The following is a 22,059-nucleotide window of genomic DNA, read 5'->3' on the forward strand; positions in this document are numbered from 1 at the left end:
TCACGCGCCGTAGCCGCGCATCGTCTGGCGGTTGGTCTTGACCGCGGCGGCCGGATCGGCGGCGGCGGTCCCGGATTCCTCTTCCAGCACCAGCCAGCCGTTGAAACGAGCTGCGGCGCTGGCGATATCGATCACGGCCTGGGTGTCGCAGACGCCCTTGCCGAGCATCGCCCAGGTGCCGCTGGCGTCGACGTCTTTCAGATGCACGTAGCGGATGCGGTCGCGGTAGGCGGTGAGCGTGTCGATCATGTCTTGATGGCCGCGCAATATGTGGCCGGTGTCGGGCACCCAGCCGACAAGCGAGGGATCGATCAGTGCGAAGATCCGGTCGTAGTCGGCACGGTCGAAGAGCAGCGTGTTGTGGTGGGAGCTGGGATGGACGGCGATTTCGACGCCGGCCTTGCGCCCGAGTTCGCCGGCCTTGTTGTAGAACTCCGCGGCAATAGGGAACCTGTCGTCGCGCGGGCCGTCGGACACGACGGTGGCCGAGCCCATCGAAACCAGCGCGCCTGGAAAGGCAGCGGCAAAATCGATCCAGCGTTTCGCGGTCTCGAGGTCGGCGCCGATGCTCTCCTTCAGCGTGAAGCCGCTCTTCGAGCCGAAGGCGAAAGAGACAAGGGTGAGGCCGGCCGATCTCAGCGCCGTGGCGAACTCCGCAGGCCTGTCGGCATAGCGGCCGATCATCGTGTCGGTGATCTCGATGCCGGCATAGCCGGCATCGGCGATCGCCTTAAGCAGATCGTCGGGACCGCCGGCAAAACGCTCTCCAAGCATTTCCCAGGTAAAGGTCTGGCAGCCGACTTTCAGGTCTTTCACGATCGTCCTTTCATGCGTCAGCTCTTCGACGATCTGTCGCTGGAACACCAGCACGTTCAAGGAGACCGGCTGCTTCTTGATGTCAGTCATGCTTGCACTGGCTGCCTCCCAGAGGCATTTCCGCATGTTCCATAAAAATTTTACGCGCGTCAACGTTTAAAAATGCTGTAAAGCCTGGTTTCGACTGTGATCCGTTGCTGGTGCAATAACTCAGCCAGGGCATGCCGCGTCGGGAGGTGGACTAGAAAATGCCAGGAAAATCAGGAGCCAAGCGGTCGGCGCGGCGGTTGCCGCATGGCGCGGCTTCGATCCTGTCGTTGGAAACGCTCAGGCTGACTGACGCATGACCAGCGTCGCGTCGAGATTGACTTTGGGGGCAACCGTCGCGTCCTCCTCGTCCAGCAAGGCCAGCAGCGTCTCGACGCTGCGTCCCGCCATCGAAGCGAAGTCCTGCGCCATGGTGGTGAGGGCCGGGCAGGTGTAGCGGCTCAGCGGATGGTCGTCATGGGCCGCGACCCGCAGGTCGCAATCGCCCTTGCGGCCGACCTTGCGGCCTTGCGAGTAGGCGGCAGCCATTACGCCGAAGGCGAGGCGGTCATTGGCGCACAGAATGGTCTTGCCCGGCAGACCGCCACGGGCGAGCATCGCTTCCATCTGCTGGTAGCCGATCCGTTCGAAATCCCAGGTGTAGTCATAGGTGTTGCCGATGAGCACCGGCTCATGCCCAAGCCGCTGCATGGCGACGACATAGCTGTTCAGGCGTTCGCGCGAATTGTGGTTGACGTGCGGGATGTCGAAATAGACCGGGGCGTCACCGGAACGGCAGAGATAATCGACGATGGTCGAGACGCTCTGGCTGTTGTTGTTGCCGACGAATGGCGTGTCGCCCTCAAGATAAGTGTCGAAATAGACGATCGGTATGGTCTGTGTCAGCTTCTCCAGCGTGCGGTGGTCTGAGCGCAGGCCGAGCGGCGCGATCAGCGCGCCGGAGACTTTTAGGGAAAGAATGGTTCGCGTCGCTTCCACTTCGAGCTCGCGCGAGCCGTGGGAGGAGATCACGACCGGCCAATAGCCCTCGTCGCGCAGCCTGAGCTCGATGCGGCTGACCATTTCCGAATAGAAGGGATCGGCGAGCGTCGGCACGACAATGCCGATGCTGCGGGTCCGCTTGCGGTTGAGGTTGCGCGCAAAGAGATTGGGCTGGTAGTCGGACGAGCGCAGCGCCACTTCGATCCGCTGACGTGTCGCCGGCTTGACGCTGGTCGGATCGTCGAAATATTTCGACAGAGTCGGCCTGGAGACGCCGCAAGAGCGAGCAAAATCCTCCATCGTCTTGTGCGTCATCGACATCAAAGCCCTCGAATGCAAGGCGAAACTTTACAGGCAAATTGCATATTTTCCATGCGTAAATTTATTAATTGACGCGAAAAAGCACAAGCCGTATTCACTTGCAGTGGGCGAATTCGAAGTTCGTATCACCTGGAAAAATGCTCGCGCGGTTCATCCGAAGCGAGGCGCCGGGAGGGACTCTGCGAAATGAAGAAGCTGGTCAGTGCCGGCGAGATTCTGGTCGAGATCATGGCCGAGCGGATCGGCCAGAGCTTTCTCGAGCCTGGTCCGCTGCTTGGACCCTACCCGTCCGGCGCGCCCGCGATCTTCATCGGCCAGGCGGCGGCGCTCGGCCAGCCGGCCGGCCTCATCGGCGCCGTCGGCGACGACGATTTCGGCAGGCTGAACATCGATCGGCTGCGGGCACTTGGCGCCGACGTGTCGGCGATCGCAGTTCACACGGGCCATGCGACGGGCACGGCCTTCGTCACCTACCGGGCCGACGCCAGCCGGCATTTCGTCTTCAACATCCGCAACAGCGCCGCCGGCCTGATCGAGACAAACGCGGCGGCGACAAAGCTGCTCGCCGGTGCCGATCATGTCCATGTCATGGGCTCGTCGCTGTTTTCCGACCGCGCCATCGCGGTGGCGCTATCGACGATCGAGACGGTCAAGGCCAAAGGTGGAACCGTGTCTTTCGACCCGAACATCCGCCGCGAGATCATGCAGGCATCCGGCATGCGCAAAGCACTCGACCAAGTGCTGGCGCGAGCCGACATCTTCCTGCCGAGCGGCGAGGAACTCTTCCTGTTCTCATCAGCCAGGGACGAGAAGGATGCGGTCGACGAACTGCTGGCCCGTGGCCTGTCCTGCATCGTCCTGAAGAAAGGCGCCGCCGGCGCCGTTTATCATGATCATCACGGTGCGGTCGCCTCGTCAGGCTTCGCCGTCGACGAGGTCGATCCGACCGGCGCGGGCGACTGCTTCGGTGCTGCTTTCGTCTCGTTCTGGCTGCGCGGGGCGACACCTACCGAAGCCCTGCGGATCGCCAATGCCTGCGGTGCGCTTGCCGTCACCCGCAAGGGGCCGATGGAGGGCATTTTCCCGCTTGAAGCGGTCGAGGCCTTCATCGCCACGGGGAACACGCCGTGAGGGCTGCGACGCACAGGTTTGCAAACATTGCGGCCCGACGCGCCGCAGGCGAGAAAAGCGGCATCGCCTCGGTCTGCTCGGCGCATCCGCTGGTCATCGAGGCTGCCCTGCGCCATGGCGCGGCGCGGCGCACGGATGTGCTGATCGAGGCCACCTGCAACCAGGTCAACCACGACGGCGGCTACACCGGGATGACGCCTGCGGGGTTCCGCAGCTTTGTCGAGGCGCATGCGCACAAGGCCGGTTTCCCAATTGATCGCCTGATCCTCGGCGGCGATCATCTCGGGCCGAATCCGTGGAAGCATATGGCTGCCGCCGCCGCGATGAAGAAGGCTGCGGCGATGATCGATGCCTATGCGAGCGCCGGCTTCACCAAGATGCATCTGGATACGAGCATGGCCTGCGCCGACGATCCAGCCGTGCTTGCCGATGAAACGATCGCCGCGCGCGCGGCCGAACTTGCTGAAATCGCTGAGGCGGCGGTCGAGCGGGCAGGCGGCGAAAAACCGGTCTACGTCATCGGCACCGAAGTGCCGGTGCCGGGCGGGGCGCTGGAGGCGCTGGACCACCTGCATGTGACGGCGCCCGCGGATGCCTTGCGCACCGTCGAGATCCACGCGCGAGCGTTTTCGCGCGCCGGCCTCGAAGCCGCATTTGGCCGTGCGGTCGGTGTCGTCGTCCAGCCCGGCGTCGAGTTCGGCAACACCGAGATCGTGCCTTATGCGCCGGCCAAGACGACCGAACTCGTGGCCGTGCTCGACCGCATGCCGCAATTTGTTTTTGAAGCGCATTCGACCGACTACCAGCCGGCCGAAGCGCTCAATGCGCTCGTTCGCGACGGCTTTGCCATCCTCAAGGTCGGCCCCTGGCTGACCTTCGCGCTTCGCCAAGCGCTGTATGGGCTCAGCCATATCGCCGATATCCTCGCGCCGGACTTTTCGCGCGAAAGCCTGCCTGCCGCGATGGAACGCATCATGCTGGCGTCTCCGGAAAATTGGCAGAAATACTATCCGGGCACGCCGGACGAGCAGCGCGTGCAGCGGCATTTCTCGTTCAGCGACCGCATCCGCTATTATTGGCCGACGCCGGAGGCGCAGCGCGCAACACGGACGCTGCTGGACGTGCTGAGCGACAAGGATATCCCCAGGCCGCTGATCAGCCAGTATCTGGGGCAGCTCGACACCGAGGTTGCGGCAGGCCGGATCAAGCCCCTCGCGCACGACGTTCTGATCGGCAGCATCAACCGTGTCCTCGATATCTACGCGGACGCGACACGACAGTAGGGATTGCGCTGCCGGAAAGACGGCATCCGCCCAAATCCGCCTCATACATTCGTCCGATGTCGACGCCGTTTCGAAAAGGTCCCGCCGCAATTTACAACTAACATGTTAGTGTGGTAGTACTGCGTGCACGCCGACATCTGGAGAGAATAGTGGCCTCGCGCTTTGGTCTTTCGGTTGCCCTCGCCACGCCATTCGATGCGTCCGGGCAAATCGCCATCCATCCCATGATCACGCAGGCCCGGGCTTGCCTTGGCGCCGGCTGCAGCAGCGCCACGCTCTTCGGCACCACCGGGGAAGGCGCTTCCGTGGGCACGGCAGAGCGGCGGATTATTACCGAGGCCATGCTGGCCGCCGGCATTCCGGCACTTCAGCTCGTTGCCGGCGTGCTGGTCGATGCAGCAGAAGACGCCGCCGAACAGGCGCGGCATGCCTTGCAGTGCGGCGTCCGCAACATCCTGCTGGCTCCGCCGAGCTACTTCAAGAATGTCGGCGAGGATGGGCTGTTCGGATGGTTTTCTGCCGTCTTCGCCGCGCTCGGCCCGCTGGCTCGCGGCATCCTCCTCTACAACATCCCCTCTGTCACCATGGTGCCGCTCCCGCTTACCCTGATCGGTCGGCTGTGTGCGGCCTTCCCCGGCGTGGTCGCCGGTGTCAAGGATTCGGGTGGCGACTGGAGTTACAGCGAGGCGCTGTTAAGAGCCCATGGCGACATGGTGATCCTGATCGGCGACGAGCGGCACCTGGCCAGAAGCGTGCGCCAGGGCGGGCAGGGCGCCATTTCCGGCATGGCCAATTTCGTAACCGGCGAAATCCGCGCCATGGCAGAGGATGGGCGCGACGATGCCCGTGTCGAGAGCTTCGTGCTCGAATTGCTTAGATATCCGGTCATCCCGGCGGTGAAGGTCATGGTGGCGCGCAAAACCGGCGACGAGCGCTGGCTGGCGGTCCGTCCGCCGCTGGAGCCGATCGGTTCGCAGGGGCGGCAACAGCTTGCTGCCGCCTATGACAGGCTGTTTGCGACAGAGCCGGCCTGAACGGCAAAGGGGAAGCGCGCTGAAATGGACGACAGCAGCGAACCGGCAACCCTCAGGGAAAGAGCTTATGCCAGCTTCACGCGGCATTTGCTGGCCCGCGATCTGCGGCCGGGACAGTTCGTGTCGCAGCGCGAACTGGTTGCCTTTACCGGGCTGCCGCTTGGCGCCATCCGTGAGATCGTGCCGCGTCTCGAGGCGGAGGGGCTTTTGACGACCATCCCGCAACGCGGCATGCAGATCGCCCATATCGACATCAACCTGATCCGCGAGGCCTTCCAGTTTCGCCTGTTCATGGAGCGCGAGGCCGTGGCGCTGTTCACCGTCAACGCCTCCGACGCCGTACTCGCCCGCCTGCGGCGCGAGCATGAGGACATGCTGGCTCAAGCCTTGTCGCAGGCGCCGACGCCGGAAATGGAAGCCAAGGCCCAGAACATCGATTGGGCCATGCACGACACCTTCATCGATGCGCTGGGCAACGAGATCATCGCCAAGGCGTATCTGGTCAATTCGGTAAAGATCAGGCTGATCCACCAGGAGCGTTTCCGCATCGACGGGCGCGTCGTGCCGGTGATGCAGGAGCACCTGACGGTGATCGAAGCGCTCGAGAGCCGCGATCCGCAAAAGGCGGTCGAGGCGATCAGCCGGCATATCGACAATGCGCGCCGGTTGGCGCTCCAGATCTGAGGACGTATGGTTCGCGGCTGCCGCGACGCTATCCACAACGACAGCAACCCAAGGGAGGAAGAAATGTCGTCCAATCCGTTCAAGCCAACGAGAAGGCAAGTCCTTGCAGGAACCACGGCGCTCGCAGCCGCGGGCCTGGCCGGCCTTCGCCCGAGCTTTTCCGCCAGCGTCGACTGGAAACGCTTTGCCGGCACCACGCTCGACGTCAATCTGGTGAAAAGCCCGCGCAGCGACACCATCCTGAAATACATCGCCGAATTCGAGGAACTGACCGGCATCAAGGTCAATGCCGAGGCGACGCCGGAACAGCAGCAGCGGCAGAAGACGGTGATCGAGCTGAGCTCCGGCAGGCCGAGCTTCGATGTCGTGCATCTGAGCTACCACGTGCAGAAGCGCCAGTTCGAAAAGGGTGGCTGGCTGGCCGACATCGCCAGCTATCTCGCCGATCCGACCCTGACCGATCCCGGGCTGGTCGAAAGCGATTTCGCCGAGGCCGGCATGCTTTTCGCCAAGGACAACCAGGGCGTGCTGCGTTCGCTGCCCTTCTCGGTGGACTACTGGATCGTCTACTGGAACAAGGAGCTGTTCGAGGCCAAGGGCCTCAAATATCCTGAATCGTTCGACCAGCTGGTGGCCGCCGCCGAAGCGTTGACCGATCCATCGACCAACACGTTCGGTTTCGTCGCCCGCGGCCTCAAGAATGCCAACACGCCGGTGTGGACGTCGCTGATGCTCGGCTACGACATGACGCCGCTCGACGACAAGGGAAAGCTGCGCACCGAAACGCCCGAGGCGATCGAGGCCGCTGCCCTCTACCAGAGGCTGATGACCAAGTCCGCCCCTCCGGGCGTCACCGGCTTCAATTGGGCTGAAGCGCAGTCCGCCTTCCTGCAGGGCAAGATCGGCATGTGGTTCGATGGCGTCGGTTTTGCCCCGCCGATGGAAAACCCTGAAAAGTCGCGCGTGGTCGGCAAGGTCGGCTATGGCGTGATGCCCAAGGGGCCCAAGGCGCATGCCTCCGGGACGTTTGGCGACGGCCTCGGCGTGACCGCCTCCAGTGAAAAGAAGGAAGCTGCCTATCTCTTCTGTCAGTGGGGGGTTTCCCCGGCGATGGGCGCGCGCCTGCTCCAGGCCGGCGCCGGCGTGCCGTTCCGCAAGTCGGTGCTGGAAGATCCCAAGGTGCGCGAAGGCGTCACCATGCCGGCAAGCTGGCTCGATGCCGTGGTTCAGTCCGGCAATATCAGCAGGCTGGCGCTGCCGGTGATCATCCCGGTCACCGAGTTCCGCGACATTTATGGCGTGGCGCTGACCAACATGATTGCCGGCGCCGATCCTGCCGAAGAGCTGAAGAAGGCCACCGCGCAGTTCCAGCCGGTTCTCGACAGGAGCGAGCAGGGCTGATGTCCGCCATCGCCCCAGAACGCACCGGGGCGACGACAGATCGCACCGGGGTGACGACGCAAGCCATCGAAGGGAGCCAGACGATCCGGCTGGCTCCCAACTACTGGCCCTTCGTCGTTCCGGCGCTCGTCGTCGTTAGCGCCGTGATCGTCTTTCCCTGGGCTTTCACGCTCTGGATGAGCGTCAACCGCTGGACGCTCGGCCAGTCGCGGAGCTTTGCCGGGATGGAAAACTATCTCCGTCTGGCCAGCGACCCGCGATTCTGGGAATCGCTTGTTCATACGTTGACCTACACCTCGCTGTCGGTGGCAGCGCCGATGTTGTTGGGCACTGTCGCCGCCCTGATCTTCGACGCCAGGTTTCCGCTGCGCGGCCTGCTGCGCGGCGTCTTCGTCATGCCGATGATGGCAACGCCCGTTGCCGTGGCGCTGGTCTGGACGATGATGTTCCATCCCCAGCTCGGCGTGCTCAACTACCTTCTATCGCTGGTCGGCATCCCGGCGCAGGAATGGATATTCAACGCCAACACGGTCATCCCTTCGCTGGTTGCGGTCGAAACCTGGCAGTGGACGCCACTGGTGATGCTGATCGTGCTGGGCGGGCTGGCCTCGGTGCCGCGCGAGCCGTTCGAGAGCGCCGAGATCGACGGCGCCAACGCCTGGCAGCAATTCCGCTACCTCACTTTGCCGATGATCGCGCCGTTCCTGATGATTGCGCTGATCATCCGCACCATCGATGCGCTGAAGAGCTTCGACATCATCTATGCGATGACCCAGGGCGGGCCGGGCACGGCGTCCGAAACCATCAACATCTATCTCTACAACACCGCCTTCTCCTATTACGACATCGGCTATGGCTCGGCCATGGCCGTGGTGTTCTTCATCGTCATCGTGGCGCTGTCCTTCATTCTCCTGATGCTGCGCCAGCGCTCGCAGTGGAACGACGCGGAGGGCAAATAGATGAGCTCACGGTTGCTCAACCAGATCGGCCTGTTTTTCGCGGCTCTGGTCATCGTCTCGCCGGCGATTCTGTTCTTTCTCTGGATGATCTCGCTGTCGCTGAAGTTCGAAATCGACAACGGCGCCTATCCGCCGATCCTGATCCCCGAACGCTTTGCCTGGTCGAACTATGTAAAAGTGTTCGAGGAGAACAATTTCCTGCTCTATCTCTGGAATTCGGTTCTGGTGACCGGCACGGCGACACTGCTGGCGCTGCTGATCGGCGTACCGGCCGGCTATGGCATAGCGCGGCTCAAGGCCGAAAAATCGGCGGTCGTCATCATGATCGCCCGTATGACGCCGGGGCTATCGTATCTCATCCCGCTGTTTCTGCTGTTCCAATGGATCGGCATCCTCGGCACGCTCTGGCCGCAGATCATCATCCACCTGGTGGTGACGGTGCCGATCGTGGTCTGGGTGATGATCGGCTATTTCGAGACCACGCCGATGGAACTGGAAGAGGCGGCCAATATCGACGGCGCCAGCTCCTGGCAGGTGTTCCGGCTGGTTGCCCTGCCCATCGCCAAGCCGGGCATCGTTGTCGCCTTCATCCTGTCGGTCATCTTTTCGTGGAACAATTTCGTCTTCGGCGTGGTGCTCGCCAGCCGCGAGACGCGCACGCTGCCGGTCGCCGTCTACAACATGCTCTCCTATGAGCAGGTGAGCTGGGGCCCGCTCGCCGCCGCCGCACTGGTGGTGACGCTGCCGGTGCTGGTTCTGACCATGTTCGCGCAAAAGCAGATCGTCGCCGGGCTGACCGCCGGCGCGGTCAAGGGCGGCTGAAGCCGCATCCCAGCTCGACATCACTCTTCTCCTGGAGAAATCCAATGGCATCGGTAACCATCAACAACGTGCAGAAGGCTTTCGGAGCCACCAAGATCATTCACGACGTCAGCGTCGACATCGCCGACGGCGAGTTCGTCATCCTGGTCGGCCCGTCGGGATGCGGAAAGTCGACGCTGCTGCGCATGATCGCCGGACTTGAAACGATCTCGGGCGGCAAGATCACCATCGGCGAGCGCATGGTCAACAATCTGCGGGCGCGGGACCGCAACATCGCCATGGTGTTCCAGAACTATGCGCTCTATCCGCATATGACGGTGGCCGACAATATGGGCTTTGCGCTCAAGATCAAGAAAGCCGATCCCGCCGATACCGCTGGCCGCGTCAGGAATGCCGCCAGCATCCTCGGCCTTGAAAAGCTGCTTGAGCGCTATCCGCGTCAGCTCTCCGGCGGCCAGCGCCAGCGCGTCGCCATGGGCCGCGCCATCGTGCGCGACCCGCAGGTCTTCCTGTTCGACGAGCCGCTCTCCAATCTCGACGCCAAGCTGCGCGTCCAGATGCGCGGCGAGATCAAGGCGCTGCACCAGCGGCTCGGCACCACCACGATCTACGTCACGCATGACCAGATCGAAGCCATGACCATGGCCGACAAGATCGTCGTGCTGCATGACGGCCTGGTCGAGCAGATCGGCGCGCCGCTCGACCTCTACGACCAGCCGGCCAATCTCTTCGTTGCCGGCTTTATCGGCTCGCCCGCGAAGGCGTGTTCCGCAGCGCCGGCGGGCTGATCCTGCCGCTGCCGGTAGGCGCCCGCCCGACCGACGCTGCAGGACGCGAACTTGTCTACGGCATCCGCCCCGAGCACATCCGCGCGACTGCCCAGGGCATGCCGGGCACGGTCACGCTTCTGGAAGCCACGGGTTCGGAAATCTTCGCCAAGGTCGACTGCGCCGGCGAGGAAATTGCCTGCCTGTTTCGCGAGCGGCTGCCGCTCAAGCAGGGCGCGCAGATACGGATCGAGGTCGATCGCGCCTGCGCCCACCTGTTCGACGCGAAAACCGGTCGGCGTATGTGATGGTGTGGCCTGCGCGGCGGGGTTGGCTCACGTGAAGACGATATTCGCGCGAACTATCGGCCGTTCGAGAGCCTTGTGAGAAGCGCGACCAGCTCCGGCTGCCGATGCGTCTGCGTCTTTGCGAAGACGGATTTCAGCTGGTTGCGCGCAGTCTCATAGGAAATACTGAGTTCGTCGGCCGCCGCTTCAACGCCGTGTCCCGAGCAAATCGTTCTCGCCAGCCTGGCTTCGGACGCTGTCAGCCTGAAACAGGACTGCAGCACCGCTTCAGGAGGACGAGGTCTCGCGTCAGGATCAATGAGGATGATGATTGCCTGGCATGGCGCCAGCGCGTTGTAGCAGACTTTCGGAAGTCGCAACGGATAGGCGAGGAGCGGCCGCCCTTGCAGTCTGGGCAGCGGCACGGGCGGCATCGTTGCGGCCGTGTCCGGCGAACACAGCAGCGCTTTCAGCGACCGGTCGAGAGCATCGGTCGCGGTTCGGTCAAAGGAAACCAAACGCCGGCGCGTAATCTGCAGGCCTCGCCCCAGAAGCCTTTCCGCCGGAGCATTGGACCGGAGTACATTGCCACTCCTGTCCAACATGACGGCGGGCGTTTCGGTGGCGCTAAACGCATCCAGTGCCGCGTCGGCCCTCCCGAAACCGATTGCCCGCGCAACTGCGGCCACAGCGCCCAGCTGTTTCGCAAGTTCCGCCAGTTGTCTCATTTCGTCTGGCGTGAACGGACCCTGTTGGATCGACCGCTGCAGCGACAGGGACCAGAAGTCGTCTCCTGCAGCGATCTTGACGAGCGCGCACCATCGCAGGCCGAAAGGCGCGAGGAATTCCTGGTAGTATGGATGCTTGGCGATATCGTCTGACGTCAGGAGGTCGAACTCCGAGGCGACGCCTTTCCGATCGAGGAAATTGACGAGGCGATACCGCTCGTCGCGGTTTATCCAGCCGTCGCGGACGTAGGTCTCTAGAGAAGGGGCCATGGTGCGGCTGCAAGGCACGAGTGGCAGGTGCCCTTTTATGTCGAAGAGCAGCGCTCCGGCGCTCCCGGTGGCCTTTTCTGCCACCTCCATCGCGGAATCCCAGCGTGATGGATCGAGGGCTGCCTCGACAAAGGCAGCACCGATCGCGTCAAAATCGAAAGCAGTGCCCACCGCTAACCCCTTAGCAAGGTACCAATCTAAACATACTGAATCTTGAATAGCGAGTCGGGCCGCCCTCGATTTTGATGCCACGGTGACCTAGAAGTCTTGCCAATGTATCAACATCGCAAACATTGAACTCGGAACTGGAACCACCTGTTCGGAGAACTGCCCCCTATGACGACTAGTGGCCAAGTTTAACCTTCAGCAGTTCAGCGGATGATTGAAGAAAAATTACGAGGTTTGTCGAAAATCTATCTTTGTATGTATTTAGAAGTTGTTATTTTTAGATGGTGTCCGTCAGAATAGCAGTGTTTTGTTCATTCCGTTCAACTGTCCGTTCAGCCATGTTATGTATGGATCGCCAAAAGGGGTATGCGCGCGACCTTTCGAATGAGTTTGCCGATTCCCTTTGTTGAATTTCGCCGCCTTTCCAAGCGTTTCTGGCGGGCGGGCGATGTCGTTTTCCAAGATCATGTCTGATCGAGTGCCGAAACTTACTCAAATGGGAGTTTCGCGCCGTGCCAGTCTCCTGAAAAGTGCCGTGAGCGAAGAAACGCTGGGGCAAAAACAAGGGGCCCGACCGCCAAGGCCGGGAAGATTCCGTCAGCCGGAAAGGGAACTCGGGGCTTCACCTAGCAGCGTGGAGTCGACTTCCGCCGCGCCATGCATGACCCCGAATGTACAAGCCGACCGCTGAGGTCGTTGGGAGGATGAAATGGCCGACAAGTTTGGAACGAACGGCAACGACGTCATCAATGGCACGGCGGACGACGATTTCCTCTCTGGCGGACCCGAAGCGGGGACCCTGCACTCGAGATCGGCGACGACGAGATCAACGGCGATGGCGGCGACGACACCATCCTTGGCCTTGGCGGCAGCGACATGCTGACTGACGGAGACGGCAATGAGACGCTCTATGCCGGAGACAACGACGACACGCTGAGTGGAGGCGCTACGACTATGTCTCCGGTGAGGCGGGCAGCGACACACTCGACACCGGGACCGACGGCGGTCAGGCGCGTGGCGGGGACGTTCTCATCGGCTGTGATGGCGATAACTATCTCGACAGCGGCGAGGGCAACGACATGCTGAGCGGCGGGGCCGGATACGACGCGCTGGACAGCGGATCAGGCCTTGACACCGTCGACTACCGGTCAGAGGGCGGGCCGAACGGCGTTCGAGTGAACCTTCTGGGCGATGCCCCTCAGGAGGGACTGCCTCCGGACACCGCGATCGACACCTACGGCAACTCCGACAGGGCCATCGGCACATGGTTTGACGATACGATCTTGGGCGGCATCAACACCAATCACTTTAGGGGGATGGAAAGATCGGCGGGGCTGCACGCCTTCGGATGGCTGTTCGTCGTGCCTGGGCCAGAGCGAATCCGGTTGAACCGCGCCACACAGAAAGACAGGCGTTCCTCAATTTGCTTCCAGCCAAGTTGCAAGTGGGCGATGCCAAACGACAGCGCCGCTCAAAGTTCGTTCCGGTGGACAACTTCTTTGAGCGCACAAAATACAGGAGTGACCTCAAATGATCGAGACACGCACAGAGTATTTGTACCCCGATCTTAAGCTTGAATTTGAGTTCGATCCAACCGCATTTTCAGGCGGAGTGTGGTCTGGAACCTCTCTCGCGGGCGAGCTGACTGTGTACTTTGGTGCACCCCAAACCATATATCTCACTAAGGGGGACGGGCAGAGAACAGCTGTGTTCAGCGGGTATGATATAACCTACGAGTTTTCGGCCGCAACAGGCACTTTAGCGATATATTCATTTCCACCTCAACGGGTGGAGCACACTCACAGTTTCATTGAAGACCCAAAGTCTTGGTATACATTCGACGGAATTCCAATCGTGGGAAGCAGTACTTTTTACGGTTCAACCCTAGCCGAACTTTTTCTTTTCGACGTTGTCGACAACGAACTTACCCAGGTCGCGAACAACGTGGTGACGTTCCGCTTCGCAGATGGTCGGCTTCTATATGAAACCGAAACTTACGAGCCCGCCGTAACGACAATTAGCAAAATAGTGCTGGAAAGCGGTCAAGTTGAATACGCTAAGACAGTAGACGGTGGTACATCAGAAACACGGAATCATGAATTAATGCTTGAGCAAATCTTCTTTAGTCCATTCGCAGATGTGGTCGAGTTTAATAGCCTAACCGAAGGTCAACTTGACGCCATAGAACACCTTACGGCTGAAAACATTAATGATGCGCTCGACGGAAATGACATCGTCGTTCTCCCTGACCTCCTCCATCAACAACTTACCCCAAATCTTGCTTGGAATTCGGAGACAGCATTCAACGGCGGCACCGGGGATGATCTTGTATTCGGTCGAGATGGGAATGATCGCATCCAGGGCGGCGCGGGCAACGATACGCTCGATGGGGGAGGAGGTGACGATATCCTGGACGGCGGAGGGGACAACGACACAGTTCAATTTTTCGACACGCCCTACGCAATCGCGATCGATCTCGATGCTGGTACGGCGGACTTCTCCAGAGGGCACCAGACTCTCTCGAATATTGAAAACGCAATCGGGGGTTTGGGCAACGACATTATTGCCGGCGATGACCAGGACAATATGCTCAGCGGGTTCGATGGGGACGATATCATCATAGGCTCTCCTGGGAACGACACCCTATTCGGCGGCGAGGGCACCGATACCTTCGACTACATGCTTCGGGGTTTCGGAAATCATGCCAATAGCACGGCGCAAACACTCGATGGCGGCCCCAATCCGAACGCCGGTGACGACGCGAGCAAGGCTGATCTCATCAAGCTGCCTGGCTCTGCCGATGATTATAAGTTTGGCGTCAGCTTCGGACCCGATTGGTCTGCAACGGCCACCACCATCACAACAGACCCAAATAACAGCAGCGGATTCCCTGGCATCTCGCTCGTGACGATGGAGATCGAGCGCGCCCGGTTCGAGCGGCCCGTTGATAACGCAGTGACCCTGTCACGAGGGAACCTCGTGTTCGAGATGGCGAGTCTTGCAAACGAGGCTTACGCGGGAGCCTCTGCTGCCGAAAGCCGAGGCTGGCACGCCGTCTCAGCTCTCGAACTCGGGATGATGCCCTCGAACTACGCTGGCCTTCCTTACCGATTCGAGAGCGGGCATCTTCGATGCGCACACAACATCGGACGTACATGCGGTTGCGCTCGTCCTGACCGGAATTGTAGGTGGCGTACGCACGCTGCAGGTGGCTTTCCGAGGTACTGACGAGCTGCCACTTGAGGCGCAGGACTGGCAACACCCGGCAGATCACTATGGACAATTCAAACCGCTCGTCGACGCATTGAAGAGCTACCTCGCCGATTCAGAGAATGGAGTCCAGCAGGTATTGGTGACGGGACATAGCTTGGGCGGCGCCATGGTTCAGCACCTGATCAATGAGGACCTGCAGGGTTCAGGCTTAGCTGATGTGCAGGGCTTCACCTTCGGGTCCATTGGGGCTGAGGTGGCGCCTGCCAACAAGCAGATCGCAAACTTCGGCCATGTGAACGATCCGGCCATTATCGCCCCCTTCCTACCCGGGAACACGGTTGGGGGACATGTCGCGATCAAGAGCCCTATCGCGCAGTACAGCTTCGCTGACGTGGTCTTGGAGCAGTTCGATATTATCAAACCCCACTCGATGGATACCTATGTGCTGTCCACGGGACAGCTTGTTGCAGAAGCATATGACGAGGGCGGGTTGTTCTATGACAGCTTGCTGGCGGAAGAGCTACGCGGGGCAGGTGATGTCTCGTTCAGGTATGACATCGTTCTGGGCCGTGAGGGAGCCGACAAGCTCGTAGCCTCGCGCCTTGACGAGTTCGTGCTTGCCGGAAACGGAAGTGATGTCATCGACATGAAGGGCCGTGGTGCGAGTGAGCGAGTGATCGACGGCGGGCTGGATGCCGATAAGGTGGTGATGGAGGGCTCCCGGTCCGACTACCAGATCGCAGCCGATGATGCCGATACATTCACGGTGAGCTACTCTGGCGACAAAACAGCGATTCTCGACCGAGTGGAGACGCTTGTTTTCCCGCGGTGGCTACTCGATGCCGAGGATCCGGTTGAGCCGAATGCTCTTGCAGTGGCTGCCGCGTCTGTCGAACTTGACGGTCCCGTGGTGCACTTGGACGGAACGCCCACCAGTGTTCAAACCCCAGGGACGGGCTCAGCCGAGTTTCTAGTCGATCCAACTTTCGACTACGCTGATGCGGGAGACGGTGATTTCGATGTACTTGGGTCGGCTCAAGGCGATGTCATCGTCTATGGGACTGGCGATAAGACGATCAGGGCTGGCACGGGGGATGACATCGTCATCAGCAAGGTCGTGTCCGGTCTTTCAACGGGGGGACTGGTCGATCCCGCTGTTGGCCAAACTGTAGCAGTGCTGGGTGCCGGGGATGATCTTCTGTTCGGGGGTGATGGTGAGGAGACCGTCTCTTTATCAGGACAGCGTGCGGATTACGCGGTGGCTGGGCTGGTCGACGGAACGGTCGTGATCCGAGATGGCCGAGATGGCTCCCCAGACGGAACGGATTCGCTTCTCGGGGTCGAATTTGTGCAGTTTGCAGACGGAACGTACACCGTTGAGGAATTGCTCCCCTCGGATCCTCCCGTAATATCCTCCGACGGCGGCGGTGACACGGCAGCAGTGTCGATCGCCGAGAACACGACGGCGGTGACTACAGTCGCTGCCAGCGACCCGAATGCAGGGGACACCCTGGCTTACTCGAAACTTGGCGGGGCCGACGAAGATCTGTTCACGATCGACGCTGCCACAGGCGCGCTCGCCTTCATTTCGGCACCTGATTTTGAAACGCCGGCCGATGCTGATGGCAACAACGACTATGAGGTCCAAGTCCAGGTCGCCGACGGAAACGGTGGTTTCGACACCCAGACGCTTTTGGTGACGGTGACAAACGCAAACGACACCGCGCCAGCATTCACTTCCGGAACGACGGCAACCTTCGCCGAGAACGCCACCAGCACCGTCTACGACGCCAATGCCGGCGACGCCGACAATCTCGGGGCGCTGACCTACATGCTTTCCGGCACTGACGCCGGCTTGTTCGACATCGACGCCTCGACCGGCGTGGTCACCTTCCAGAACGCGCCGGACTTCGAGAACCCGCTCGATCAAGGCGCCAACAATGTCTACGACATCACCGTCACCGCCTCCGACGGCACGCTGAGCACCGGCCAGGCGGCCGCCATCACGGTGACCGATGTGGCCGAAACAGCGCCCAATCTGACCGACGTGTTCGGATCGCAGATGAGCGTGACGACCAGCTCGCTCTACGGCAGCGCCTATGGCGGGTCGAAGCTGCTCGACGACAACACCGGCAGCTCCGTTGTCACCCAGAACGGCGCCGACGAATGGATCAAGCTCGATCTCGGCGGCAATTTCGACATCACCTCGCTCAGCCTGACCAACCGCAATGCTGCGGGGCAGCGGCTCGACGGGGCGGTGGTGCAGCTGCGCGACGCGCTGGGTAATGTCGTGCACACATTCGATCCGATCAGCGGCGCCACCAATGGCGAGGTGTTCAACCTTTCCCTCGACCAGGCGGTCACAGCAGCCTCCGTCTATATCGACGGCACCGCCGGCCAGTACCTGCAGGTCGCCGAGCTCGACGTTTTCGGTTTCGAGTCCGCAGTCCCGGGCCCGGCCAACGTGACGGACGTGTTCGGATCGCAGATGAGCGTGACGACCAGCTCGCTCTACGGCAGCGCCTATGGCGGGTCGAATCTGCTCGACGACAACACCGGCAGCTCCGTTGTCACCCAGAACGGCGCCGACGAATGGATCAAGCTCGATCTCGGCGGCAATTTCGACATCACCTCGCTCAGCCTGACCAACCGCAATGCTGCGGGGCAGCGGCTCGACGGAGCGGTGGTGCAACTGCGCGACGCGCTGGGCAATGTCGTGCACACATTCGATCCGATCAGCGGCGCCACCAACGGCGAGGTGTTCAACCTTTCCCTCGACCAGGCGGTCACAGCAGCCTCCGTCTATATCGACGGCACCGCCGGCCAGTACCTGCAGGTCGCCGAGCTCGACGTTTTCGGTTTCGAGTCCGCAGTCCCGGGCCCGGCCAACGTGACGGATGCGTTCGGATCGCAGATGAGCGTGACGACCAGCTCGCTCTACGGCAGCGCCTATGGCGGGTCGAAGCTGCTCGACGACAACACCGGCAGCTCCGTTGTCACCCAGAACGGCGCCGACGAATGGATCAAGCTCGATCTCGGCGGCAATTTCGACATCACCTCGCTCAGCCTGACCAACCGCAATGCTGCGGGGCAGCGGCTCGACGGAGCGGTGGTGCAACTGCGCGACGCGCTGGGCAATGTCGTGCACACATTCGATCCGATCAGCGGCGCCACCAACGGCGAGGTGTTCAACCTTTCCCTCGACCAGGCGGTCACAGCAGCCTCCGTCTATATCGACGGCACCGCCGGCCAGTACCTGCAGGTCGCCGAGCTCGACGTTTTCGGTTTCGAGTCCGCAGTCCCGGGCCCGGCCAACGTGACGGATGCGTTCGGATCGCAGATGAGCGTGACGACCAGCTCGCTCTACGGCAGCGCCTATGGCGGGTCGAAGCTGCTCGACGACAACACCGGCAGCTCCGTTGTCACCCAGAACGGCGCCGACGAATGGATCAAGCTCGATCTCGGCGGCAATTTCGACATCACCTCGCTCAGCCTGACCAACCGCAATGCTGCGGGGCAGCGGCTCGACGGAGCGGTGGTGCAACTGCGCGACGCGCTGGGCAATGTCGTGCACACATTCGATCCGATCAGCGGCGCCACCAACGGCGAGGTGTTCAACCTTTCCCTCGACCAGGCGGTCACAGCAGCCTCCGTCTATATCGACGGCACCGCCGGCCAGTACCTGCAGGTCGCCGAGCTCGACGTTTTCGGTTTCGAGTCCGACCCCTCCGAGCCGGACGCAACCGCAGCCCCGGACGACCTGGTGCTCACCGCCTGACCATCCCGAAAGCGTCGGCAGGAAGCAGACCGGATGCAGAGAGTAATATGGGTGTTCGATACAGCTTTCGCTGCTCGGATCTGGGGCTATGAGTAAAGGAACGAGCAAGGGAGCATCGCCGGACGGCGGCGTCGCCGGAGCCATCCGCGCCTGCAAGGCCGGCCTGGCCGGCGTCGCCGTCTTCAGCTTCTGCGAGAATCTCCTGATGCTCGCCGCGCCGCTTTACATGATGCAGGTCTACGACCGGGTGCTGGCAAGCCGCAGCCTCGATACGTTGCTCTATCTGAGCCTCGTGCTGGCATTCGCGCTGCTCGTTCTGTGCGTCCTCGACCTTGCCCGTAGCCGCCTGCTGGCGGCCATCTCCACCTGGCTCGAACACAAGCTGTCGCCGGGACTGTTCGAGCGGGCAGTGCAGAGCCGGTTGCGGGGCGCCAAATACGGGCCCGAGGCGATGAGCGACCTGGCGACGCTGCGCAGCTTCGTCTCCGGCCCGCGCATGACGACGATGTTCGACCTGCCCTGGACGGCCATCTTCATCACCGCCGCCTTCCTGCTGCATCCGCTGCTCGGCTATATCGGCCTCGGGGCGGTCGTCCTGCTGCTTTCGCTCGGCCTGCTCGGCGAGTTCCTCACGCGCAGCCTGATCCGGTCCGCCGCCGAAGGCAGCATGTCTTCCAGGCGTGCGCTCGAGGCCACCGCGCGCAATACGGAGGTGATCGAGGCCATGGGCATGATGTCGGCCGTCTCGCGGAAGTGGCTCGACGGCAACAACAAGACATTGCGGCTGCAGTCGAGGATACTGCGTCACACGACGCTTCTTGCCTCGACCACAAAATTCGTCCGCCTGCTGGTGCAGAGCCTCGGGCTGGGGGTGGCTGCCTGGCTGGTGATCGAGCAGCAGGCGACGGGCGGGATGATGATCGCCGCCTCCATCCTGCTGGCGAGGGCCGTGGCGCCCATCGAGCAGAGCATCGGCGCCTGGAAGAGCATCGTCACGGCCCGCGCGGCGATCGCGCGGCTGAAGGCGTTTGACGCCGAGCCGGCCTACCGCATCGGCGCCATGCCGCTGCCGCTGCCGCGAGGCAATCTGTCGGTCGAAGGCCTGGTGTATTGCGCAAAACCGATGACCCCGCCCGTCCTCAAGGGCATGAGCTTCGCGCTCGATGCCGGCGAATCGCTCGCCGTGGTGGGGCCGTCCGGAGCCGGAAAGTCGACCCTGTCGCGCCTGCTGGTCGGCGCCGTCGCGCCCACGCAGGGCGTCGTGCGCCTCGACGATGCGGACATCTTCCAGTGGGACAGGGACCAGGTGAGCGGCTTCGTCGGCTATCTGCCCCAGGACGTCGAGCTATTTGCAGGTACGGTTGCGCAGAACATCTCCCGGCTGCGCGACACGGACCCCGAGACAGTCGTCGCCGCCGCGAAGATGGCCAACGTCCACGAGATGATCCTGCGGCTGCCGCAGGGCTACGAGACCGAGATCGGCGAAGGCGGCCAGTATCTGTCGGGTGGCCAGCGCCAGCGCATCGCGCTCGCCAGAGCGCTGTTCGGCAATCCGCGGCTGGTGGTGCTCGATGAGCCGAACTCGAACCTCGACAGCGACGGCGACACCGCCCTGGCCAAAGGCATGGCCGCGCTCAAGCAGGCAGGGTGCACTGTGGTGGTGGTGACGCATCGGATCGCGCTGGCGCAGCATGTCGACAAGATGCTGCTGATGCGGGAGGGCCAGGTGGAGGCCTTCGGGCCCCGGCAGCAGGTGATCGCCCGGCTGGTCGGGCAGCCGTCGCCGGCCACGGTTCCACGCCCGCCGGCGGGCCAGGTGGTGGTTTCCCTGCAGCAGGGTATGTGACGATGGCAAGCGATTTTGCAGCACCCGCCCCTCAGCGGCCGAGGCTTTTCCGCCCGCTCATGCTCGGCTTCTCCGCGATATGCCTGTTTTTTGGCGGCTTCGGCGCCTGGGCGGCGTTGGCGCCGCTCTCCAGCGCCGCCAGCGCGCCGGGGCAGGTGCGGGCGCTCGCCTATCGAAAGACGATCCAGCATCTCGAGGGCGGCATCATCCGTGAGCTGCTGGTCGGCGAGGGTGACATCGTCGAGCAGGGCCAGGTGATGGTCCGGCTGGAGGACGTCCAGGCGCGATCGAGCTCGGAGCTGATCGAGCGGCAGTACTGGGCGCTGCAGGCCCAGGAGGCGCGTCTTCTTGCCGAGCGCGAGGGAGCAGCCCAGGTCGTCTACCCCATAAACCTCGCGGCTCGGAGGTCAGAGGCCCAGATCCGCGCCATGCTGGACGGCCAGGACAGGATCTTCGAGGGTCGAAAAGCGAGCCTTGCCAATCAGGTCGGGATAATGGAGCAGCGGGCGGCGCAGCTCGAGTCCCAGATCGACGCCCATCGAGCGCAGCTGCTTGCTTCCGACGACCAGATTCGCCTGCTCGAGGAGGAAGTGGCCACGGTCCGTGACCTGACCGAGCGCGGCTACGAGAAACGGCCCCGGCTGATGGGCCTGGAGCGGGAGCTCGCGCAGTTGAAGGGGGACCGGGGCGAACAGCTCGGGATGATCGCCCGGGCCAAGCAGCAGATTCTCGAGTCGCACCTGCAGATCGCCGATCTGCGGAACGCGCAATCCAAGGAGATCGAGGCCGAGCTGCGTGAGGTGCAGACCAGGATGAACGAGCTCGAGGACCGGCTGAGCGCCGCGAGCGATGTCCAGAACCGGACCGAGATTCTTGCGCCGCATGCCGGCCGGGTCGTCCAGCTTCGTCATGTCACCACCGGCGGCGTCATCCGGCCCGGTGACGCCATCCTGGATCTGGTCCCCACCAGCGAGGAATTCGTCGTCGAGGCCCGCATCTCGCCGCTCGACATTGACAGCGTGCGCTCGGGCCTCGATGCGGAAGTCAGGCTGCTGGGCCTCAACCAGCGGAGCCTTCCCATCCTGCTGGGCAAGGTGGCGTCGGTGTCCGCCGACGTCCTGACCGACCAGCGCAGCGGCGAAAGATACTACCTGGCCGAAATCAGCTTTCCGGAAGAGCAGCTGCATCGCATGTCGGGCATAAACCTCTACCCGGGGATGCCGACCGACGTGCTGGTGGTGACCGGCCAGTCGACGCTGATGGGATATTTCCTCGAGCCGGTGCGCGACAGCTTTCGGAAGGCGTTTCGTGAGCACTGAAGCGCATGCCGATCCCAGCATGCTCACAGCGGGGCCTCGGGTGATCTTCAGCGGCATCACGTCGGGCTCATAGCGAAGCCACGTTCCCGAACCGGCTGGGCGCCCAGATACCGATCGAGGTAGATCGCGCATGCGCCCACCTGTTGGACGCGAAACCGGCCGGCGTGTGTGATTGGCGCTGCCTGCGCGGCGGGTTCGCCGAC

At 62.3% G+C, this 22,059-nt stretch carries 18 protein-coding genes and 1 pseudogene; 15 read left to right on the top strand and 4 right to left on the bottom strand.

The window, feature by feature from the left end; translation table 11 throughout:
* Both JG739_RS06230 and JG739_RS06235 read right to left on the bottom strand, forming a co-directional pair.
* Positions 1–774, bottom strand: coding sequence for a sugar phosphate isomerase/epimerase family protein (locus JG739_RS06230; RefSeq protein ID WP_244749927.1), 774 nt, complete (start codon positions 772–774; stop codon positions 1–3).
* A gap of 369 nt (positions 775–1,143) precedes the next feature.
* Entirely contained in the window at positions 1,144–2,166 is a 1,023-nt protein-coding gene (locus tag JG739_RS06235) for a LacI family DNA-binding transcriptional regulator (RefSeq protein ID WP_446720538.1), read from the bottom strand.
* A 186-nt stretch (positions 2,167–2,352) separates the two neighbouring features.
* On the opposite strand from JG739_RS06235, the gene JG739_RS06240 reads away from it, so the two are divergent.
* The 8 genes and pseudogenes from JG739_RS06240 to JG739_RS06275 all read left to right on the top strand — a co-directional run bounded on the left by JG739_RS06240 (position 2,353) and on the right by JG739_RS06275 (position 10,555).
* Positions 2,353–3,297 carry a sugar kinase gene (locus JG739_RS06240; RefSeq protein ID WP_202365711.1) on the top strand — a complete coding sequence of 315 codons (945 nt, stop codon included), beginning with the start codon at positions 2,353–2,355 and terminating at the stop codon, positions 3,295–3,297.
* Complete coding sequence (locus tag JG739_RS06245) at positions 3,294–4,580, top strand: D-tagatose-bisphosphate aldolase, class II, non-catalytic subunit (protein ID WP_202365712.1); 1,287 nt, start codon at positions 3,294–3,296, stop codon at positions 4,578–4,580. The genes JG739_RS06240 and JG739_RS06245 overlap by 4 nt, the downstream gene beginning before the upstream one ends.
* A 149-nt stretch (positions 4,581–4,729) precedes the next feature.
* Entirely contained in the window at positions 4,730–5,614 is an 885-nt protein-coding gene (locus tag JG739_RS06250) for a dihydrodipicolinate synthase family protein (protein ID WP_202365713.1), read from the top strand.
* A 24-nt stretch (positions 5,615–5,638) separates the two neighbouring features.
* Positions 5,639–6,298, top strand: coding sequence for a GntR family transcriptional regulator (locus JG739_RS06255; RefSeq protein WP_202365714.1), 660 nt, complete (start codon positions 5,639–5,641; stop codon positions 6,296–6,298).
* Positions 6,299–6,361: 63 nt separating this feature from the next.
* Positions 6,362–7,699, top strand: coding sequence for an ABC transporter substrate-binding protein (locus tag JG739_RS06260; protein WP_202365715.1), 1,338 nt, complete (start codon positions 6,362–6,364; stop codon positions 7,697–7,699).
* Positions 7,699–8,658 carry a carbohydrate ABC transporter permease gene (locus JG739_RS06265; RefSeq protein WP_202365716.1) on the top strand — a complete coding sequence of 320 codons (960 nt, stop codon included), beginning with the start codon at positions 7,699–7,701 and terminating at the stop codon, positions 8,656–8,658. The genes JG739_RS06260 and JG739_RS06265 overlap by 1 nt, the downstream gene beginning before the upstream one ends.
* Complete coding sequence (locus JG739_RS06270; RefSeq protein WP_023797160.1) at positions 8,659–9,480, top strand: carbohydrate ABC transporter permease; 822 nt, start codon at positions 8,659–8,661, stop codon at positions 9,478–9,480. It abuts the gene before it with no gap.
* Between the two features lie 44 nt (positions 9,481–9,524).
* Positions 9,525–10,555, top strand: a pseudogene (locus JG739_RS06275) (ABC transporter ATP-binding protein).
* A 53-nt stretch (positions 10,556–10,608) separates the two neighbouring features.
* On the opposite strand, the gene JG739_RS06280 reads toward JG739_RS06275, so the two are convergent.
* Both JG739_RS06280 and JG739_RS06285 read right to left on the bottom strand, forming a co-directional pair.
* Positions 10,609–11,784, bottom strand: coding sequence for a helix-turn-helix transcriptional regulator (locus JG739_RS06280; protein ID WP_244749723.1), 1,176 nt, complete (start codon positions 11,782–11,784; stop codon positions 10,609–10,611).
* A 207-nt stretch (positions 11,785–11,991) separates the two neighbouring features.
* Positions 11,992–12,162, bottom strand: coding sequence for a hypothetical protein (locus JG739_RS06285; protein ID WP_202365717.1), 171 nt, complete (start codon positions 12,160–12,162; stop codon positions 11,992–11,994).
* A 247-nt stretch (positions 12,163–12,409) separates the two neighbouring features.
* Here JG739_RS06285 and JG739_RS06290 point away from each other — a divergent pair, with 247 nt between their 5' ends.
* The 7 genes from JG739_RS06290 to JG739_RS06315 all read left to right on the top strand — a co-directional run bounded on the left by JG739_RS06290 (position 12,410) and on the right by JG739_RS06315 (position 21,856).
* Positions 12,410–12,583, top strand: a complete 174-nt coding sequence (locus tag JG739_RS06290; protein WP_202365718.1) for a hypothetical protein — start codon at positions 12,410–12,412, stop codon at positions 12,581–12,583.
* Positions 12,526–12,786: a hypothetical protein gene (locus tag JG739_RS36325; protein WP_446720559.1), complete on the top strand. Its 261-nt coding sequence runs from the start codon at positions 12,526–12,528 to the stop codon at positions 12,784–12,786. Before JG739_RS06290 ends, JG739_RS36325 begins: the two co-directional genes overlap by 58 nt.
* Complete coding sequence (locus JG739_RS36330; RefSeq protein WP_446720560.1) at positions 12,732–13,271, top strand: hypothetical protein; 540 nt, start codon at positions 12,732–12,734, stop codon at positions 13,269–13,271. The genes JG739_RS36325 and JG739_RS36330 overlap by 55 nt, the downstream gene beginning before the upstream one ends.
* Entirely contained in the window at positions 13,231–14,928 is a 1,698-nt protein-coding gene (locus tag JG739_RS06300) for a calcium-binding protein (protein ID WP_202365719.1), read from the top strand. Before JG739_RS36330 ends, JG739_RS06300 begins: the two co-directional genes overlap by 41 nt.
* A gap of 151 nt (positions 14,929–15,079) precedes the next feature.
* A complete protein-coding gene (locus tag JG739_RS06305) occupies positions 15,080–18,691 on the top strand; it encodes a discoidin domain-containing protein (RefSeq protein ID WP_202365720.1) in 3,612 nt (1,203 codons plus the stop codon).
* Positions 18,692–18,779: 88 nt separating this feature from the next.
* Positions 18,780–20,537, top strand: a complete 1,758-nt coding sequence (locus JG739_RS06310; RefSeq protein ID WP_202365721.1) for a type I secretion system permease/ATPase — start codon at positions 18,780–18,782, stop codon at positions 20,535–20,537.
* Between the two features lie 59 nt (positions 20,538–20,596).
* Entirely contained in the window at positions 20,597–21,856 is a 1,260-nt protein-coding gene (locus JG739_RS06315; protein WP_202365722.1) for an HlyD family type I secretion periplasmic adaptor subunit, read from the top strand.
* The last annotated feature ends 203 nt before the right edge of the window (positions 21,857–22,059 follow it).

The organism is Mesorhizobium sp. L-2-11 (assembly GCF_016756595.1).
Classification (GTDB): Bacteria; Pseudomonadota; Alphaproteobacteria; order Rhizobiales; family Rhizobiaceae; genus Mesorhizobium.

Excerpts from the sequence above, each read along its gene's own strand:
- JG739_RS06265 (WP_202365716.1), top strand. The coding sequence starts at position 7,699 with ATGTCCGCCATCGCCCCAGAACGCACCGGGGCGACGACAGATCGCACC.
- JG739_RS06270 (WP_023797160.1), top strand. The coding sequence starts at position 8,659 with ATGAGCTCACGGTTGCTCAACCAGATCGGCCTGTTTTTCGCGGCTCTG.
- JG739_RS06230 (WP_244749927.1), bottom strand. The coding sequence starts at position 774 with ATGCTTGGAGAGCGTTTTGCCGGCGGTCCCGACGATCTGCTTAAGGCG.
- JG739_RS06315 (WP_202365722.1), top strand. The coding sequence starts at position 20,597 with ATGCTCGGCTTCTCCGCGATATGCCTGTTTTTTGGCGGCTTCGGCGCC.
- JG739_RS06235 (WP_446720538.1), bottom strand. The coding sequence starts at position 2,166 with ATGTCGATGACGCACAAGACGATGGAGGATTTTGCTCGCTCTTGCGGC.
- JG739_RS06255 (WP_202365714.1), top strand. The coding sequence starts at position 5,639 with ATGGACGACAGCAGCGAACCGGCAACCCTCAGGGAAAGAGCTTATGCC.
- JG739_RS06310 (WP_202365721.1), top strand. The coding sequence starts at position 18,780 with ATGAGTAAAGGAACGAGCAAGGGAGCATCGCCGGACGGCGGCGTCGCC.
- JG739_RS06300 (WP_202365719.1), top strand. The coding sequence starts at position 13,231 with ATGATCGAGACACGCACAGAGTATTTGTACCCCGATCTTAAGCTTGAA.
- JG739_RS06260 (WP_202365715.1), top strand. The coding sequence starts at position 6,362 with ATGTCGTCCAATCCGTTCAAGCCAACGAGAAGGCAAGTCCTTGCAGGA.
- JG739_RS06305 (WP_202365720.1), top strand. The coding sequence starts at position 15,080 with ATGGTTCAGCACCTGATCAATGAGGACCTGCAGGGTTCAGGCTTAGCT.
- JG739_RS06240 (WP_202365711.1), top strand. The coding sequence starts at position 2,353 with ATGAAGAAGCTGGTCAGTGCCGGCGAGATTCTGGTCGAGATCATGGCC.
- JG739_RS06290 (WP_202365718.1), top strand. The coding sequence starts at position 12,410 with ATGGCCGACAAGTTTGGAACGAACGGCAACGACGTCATCAATGGCACG.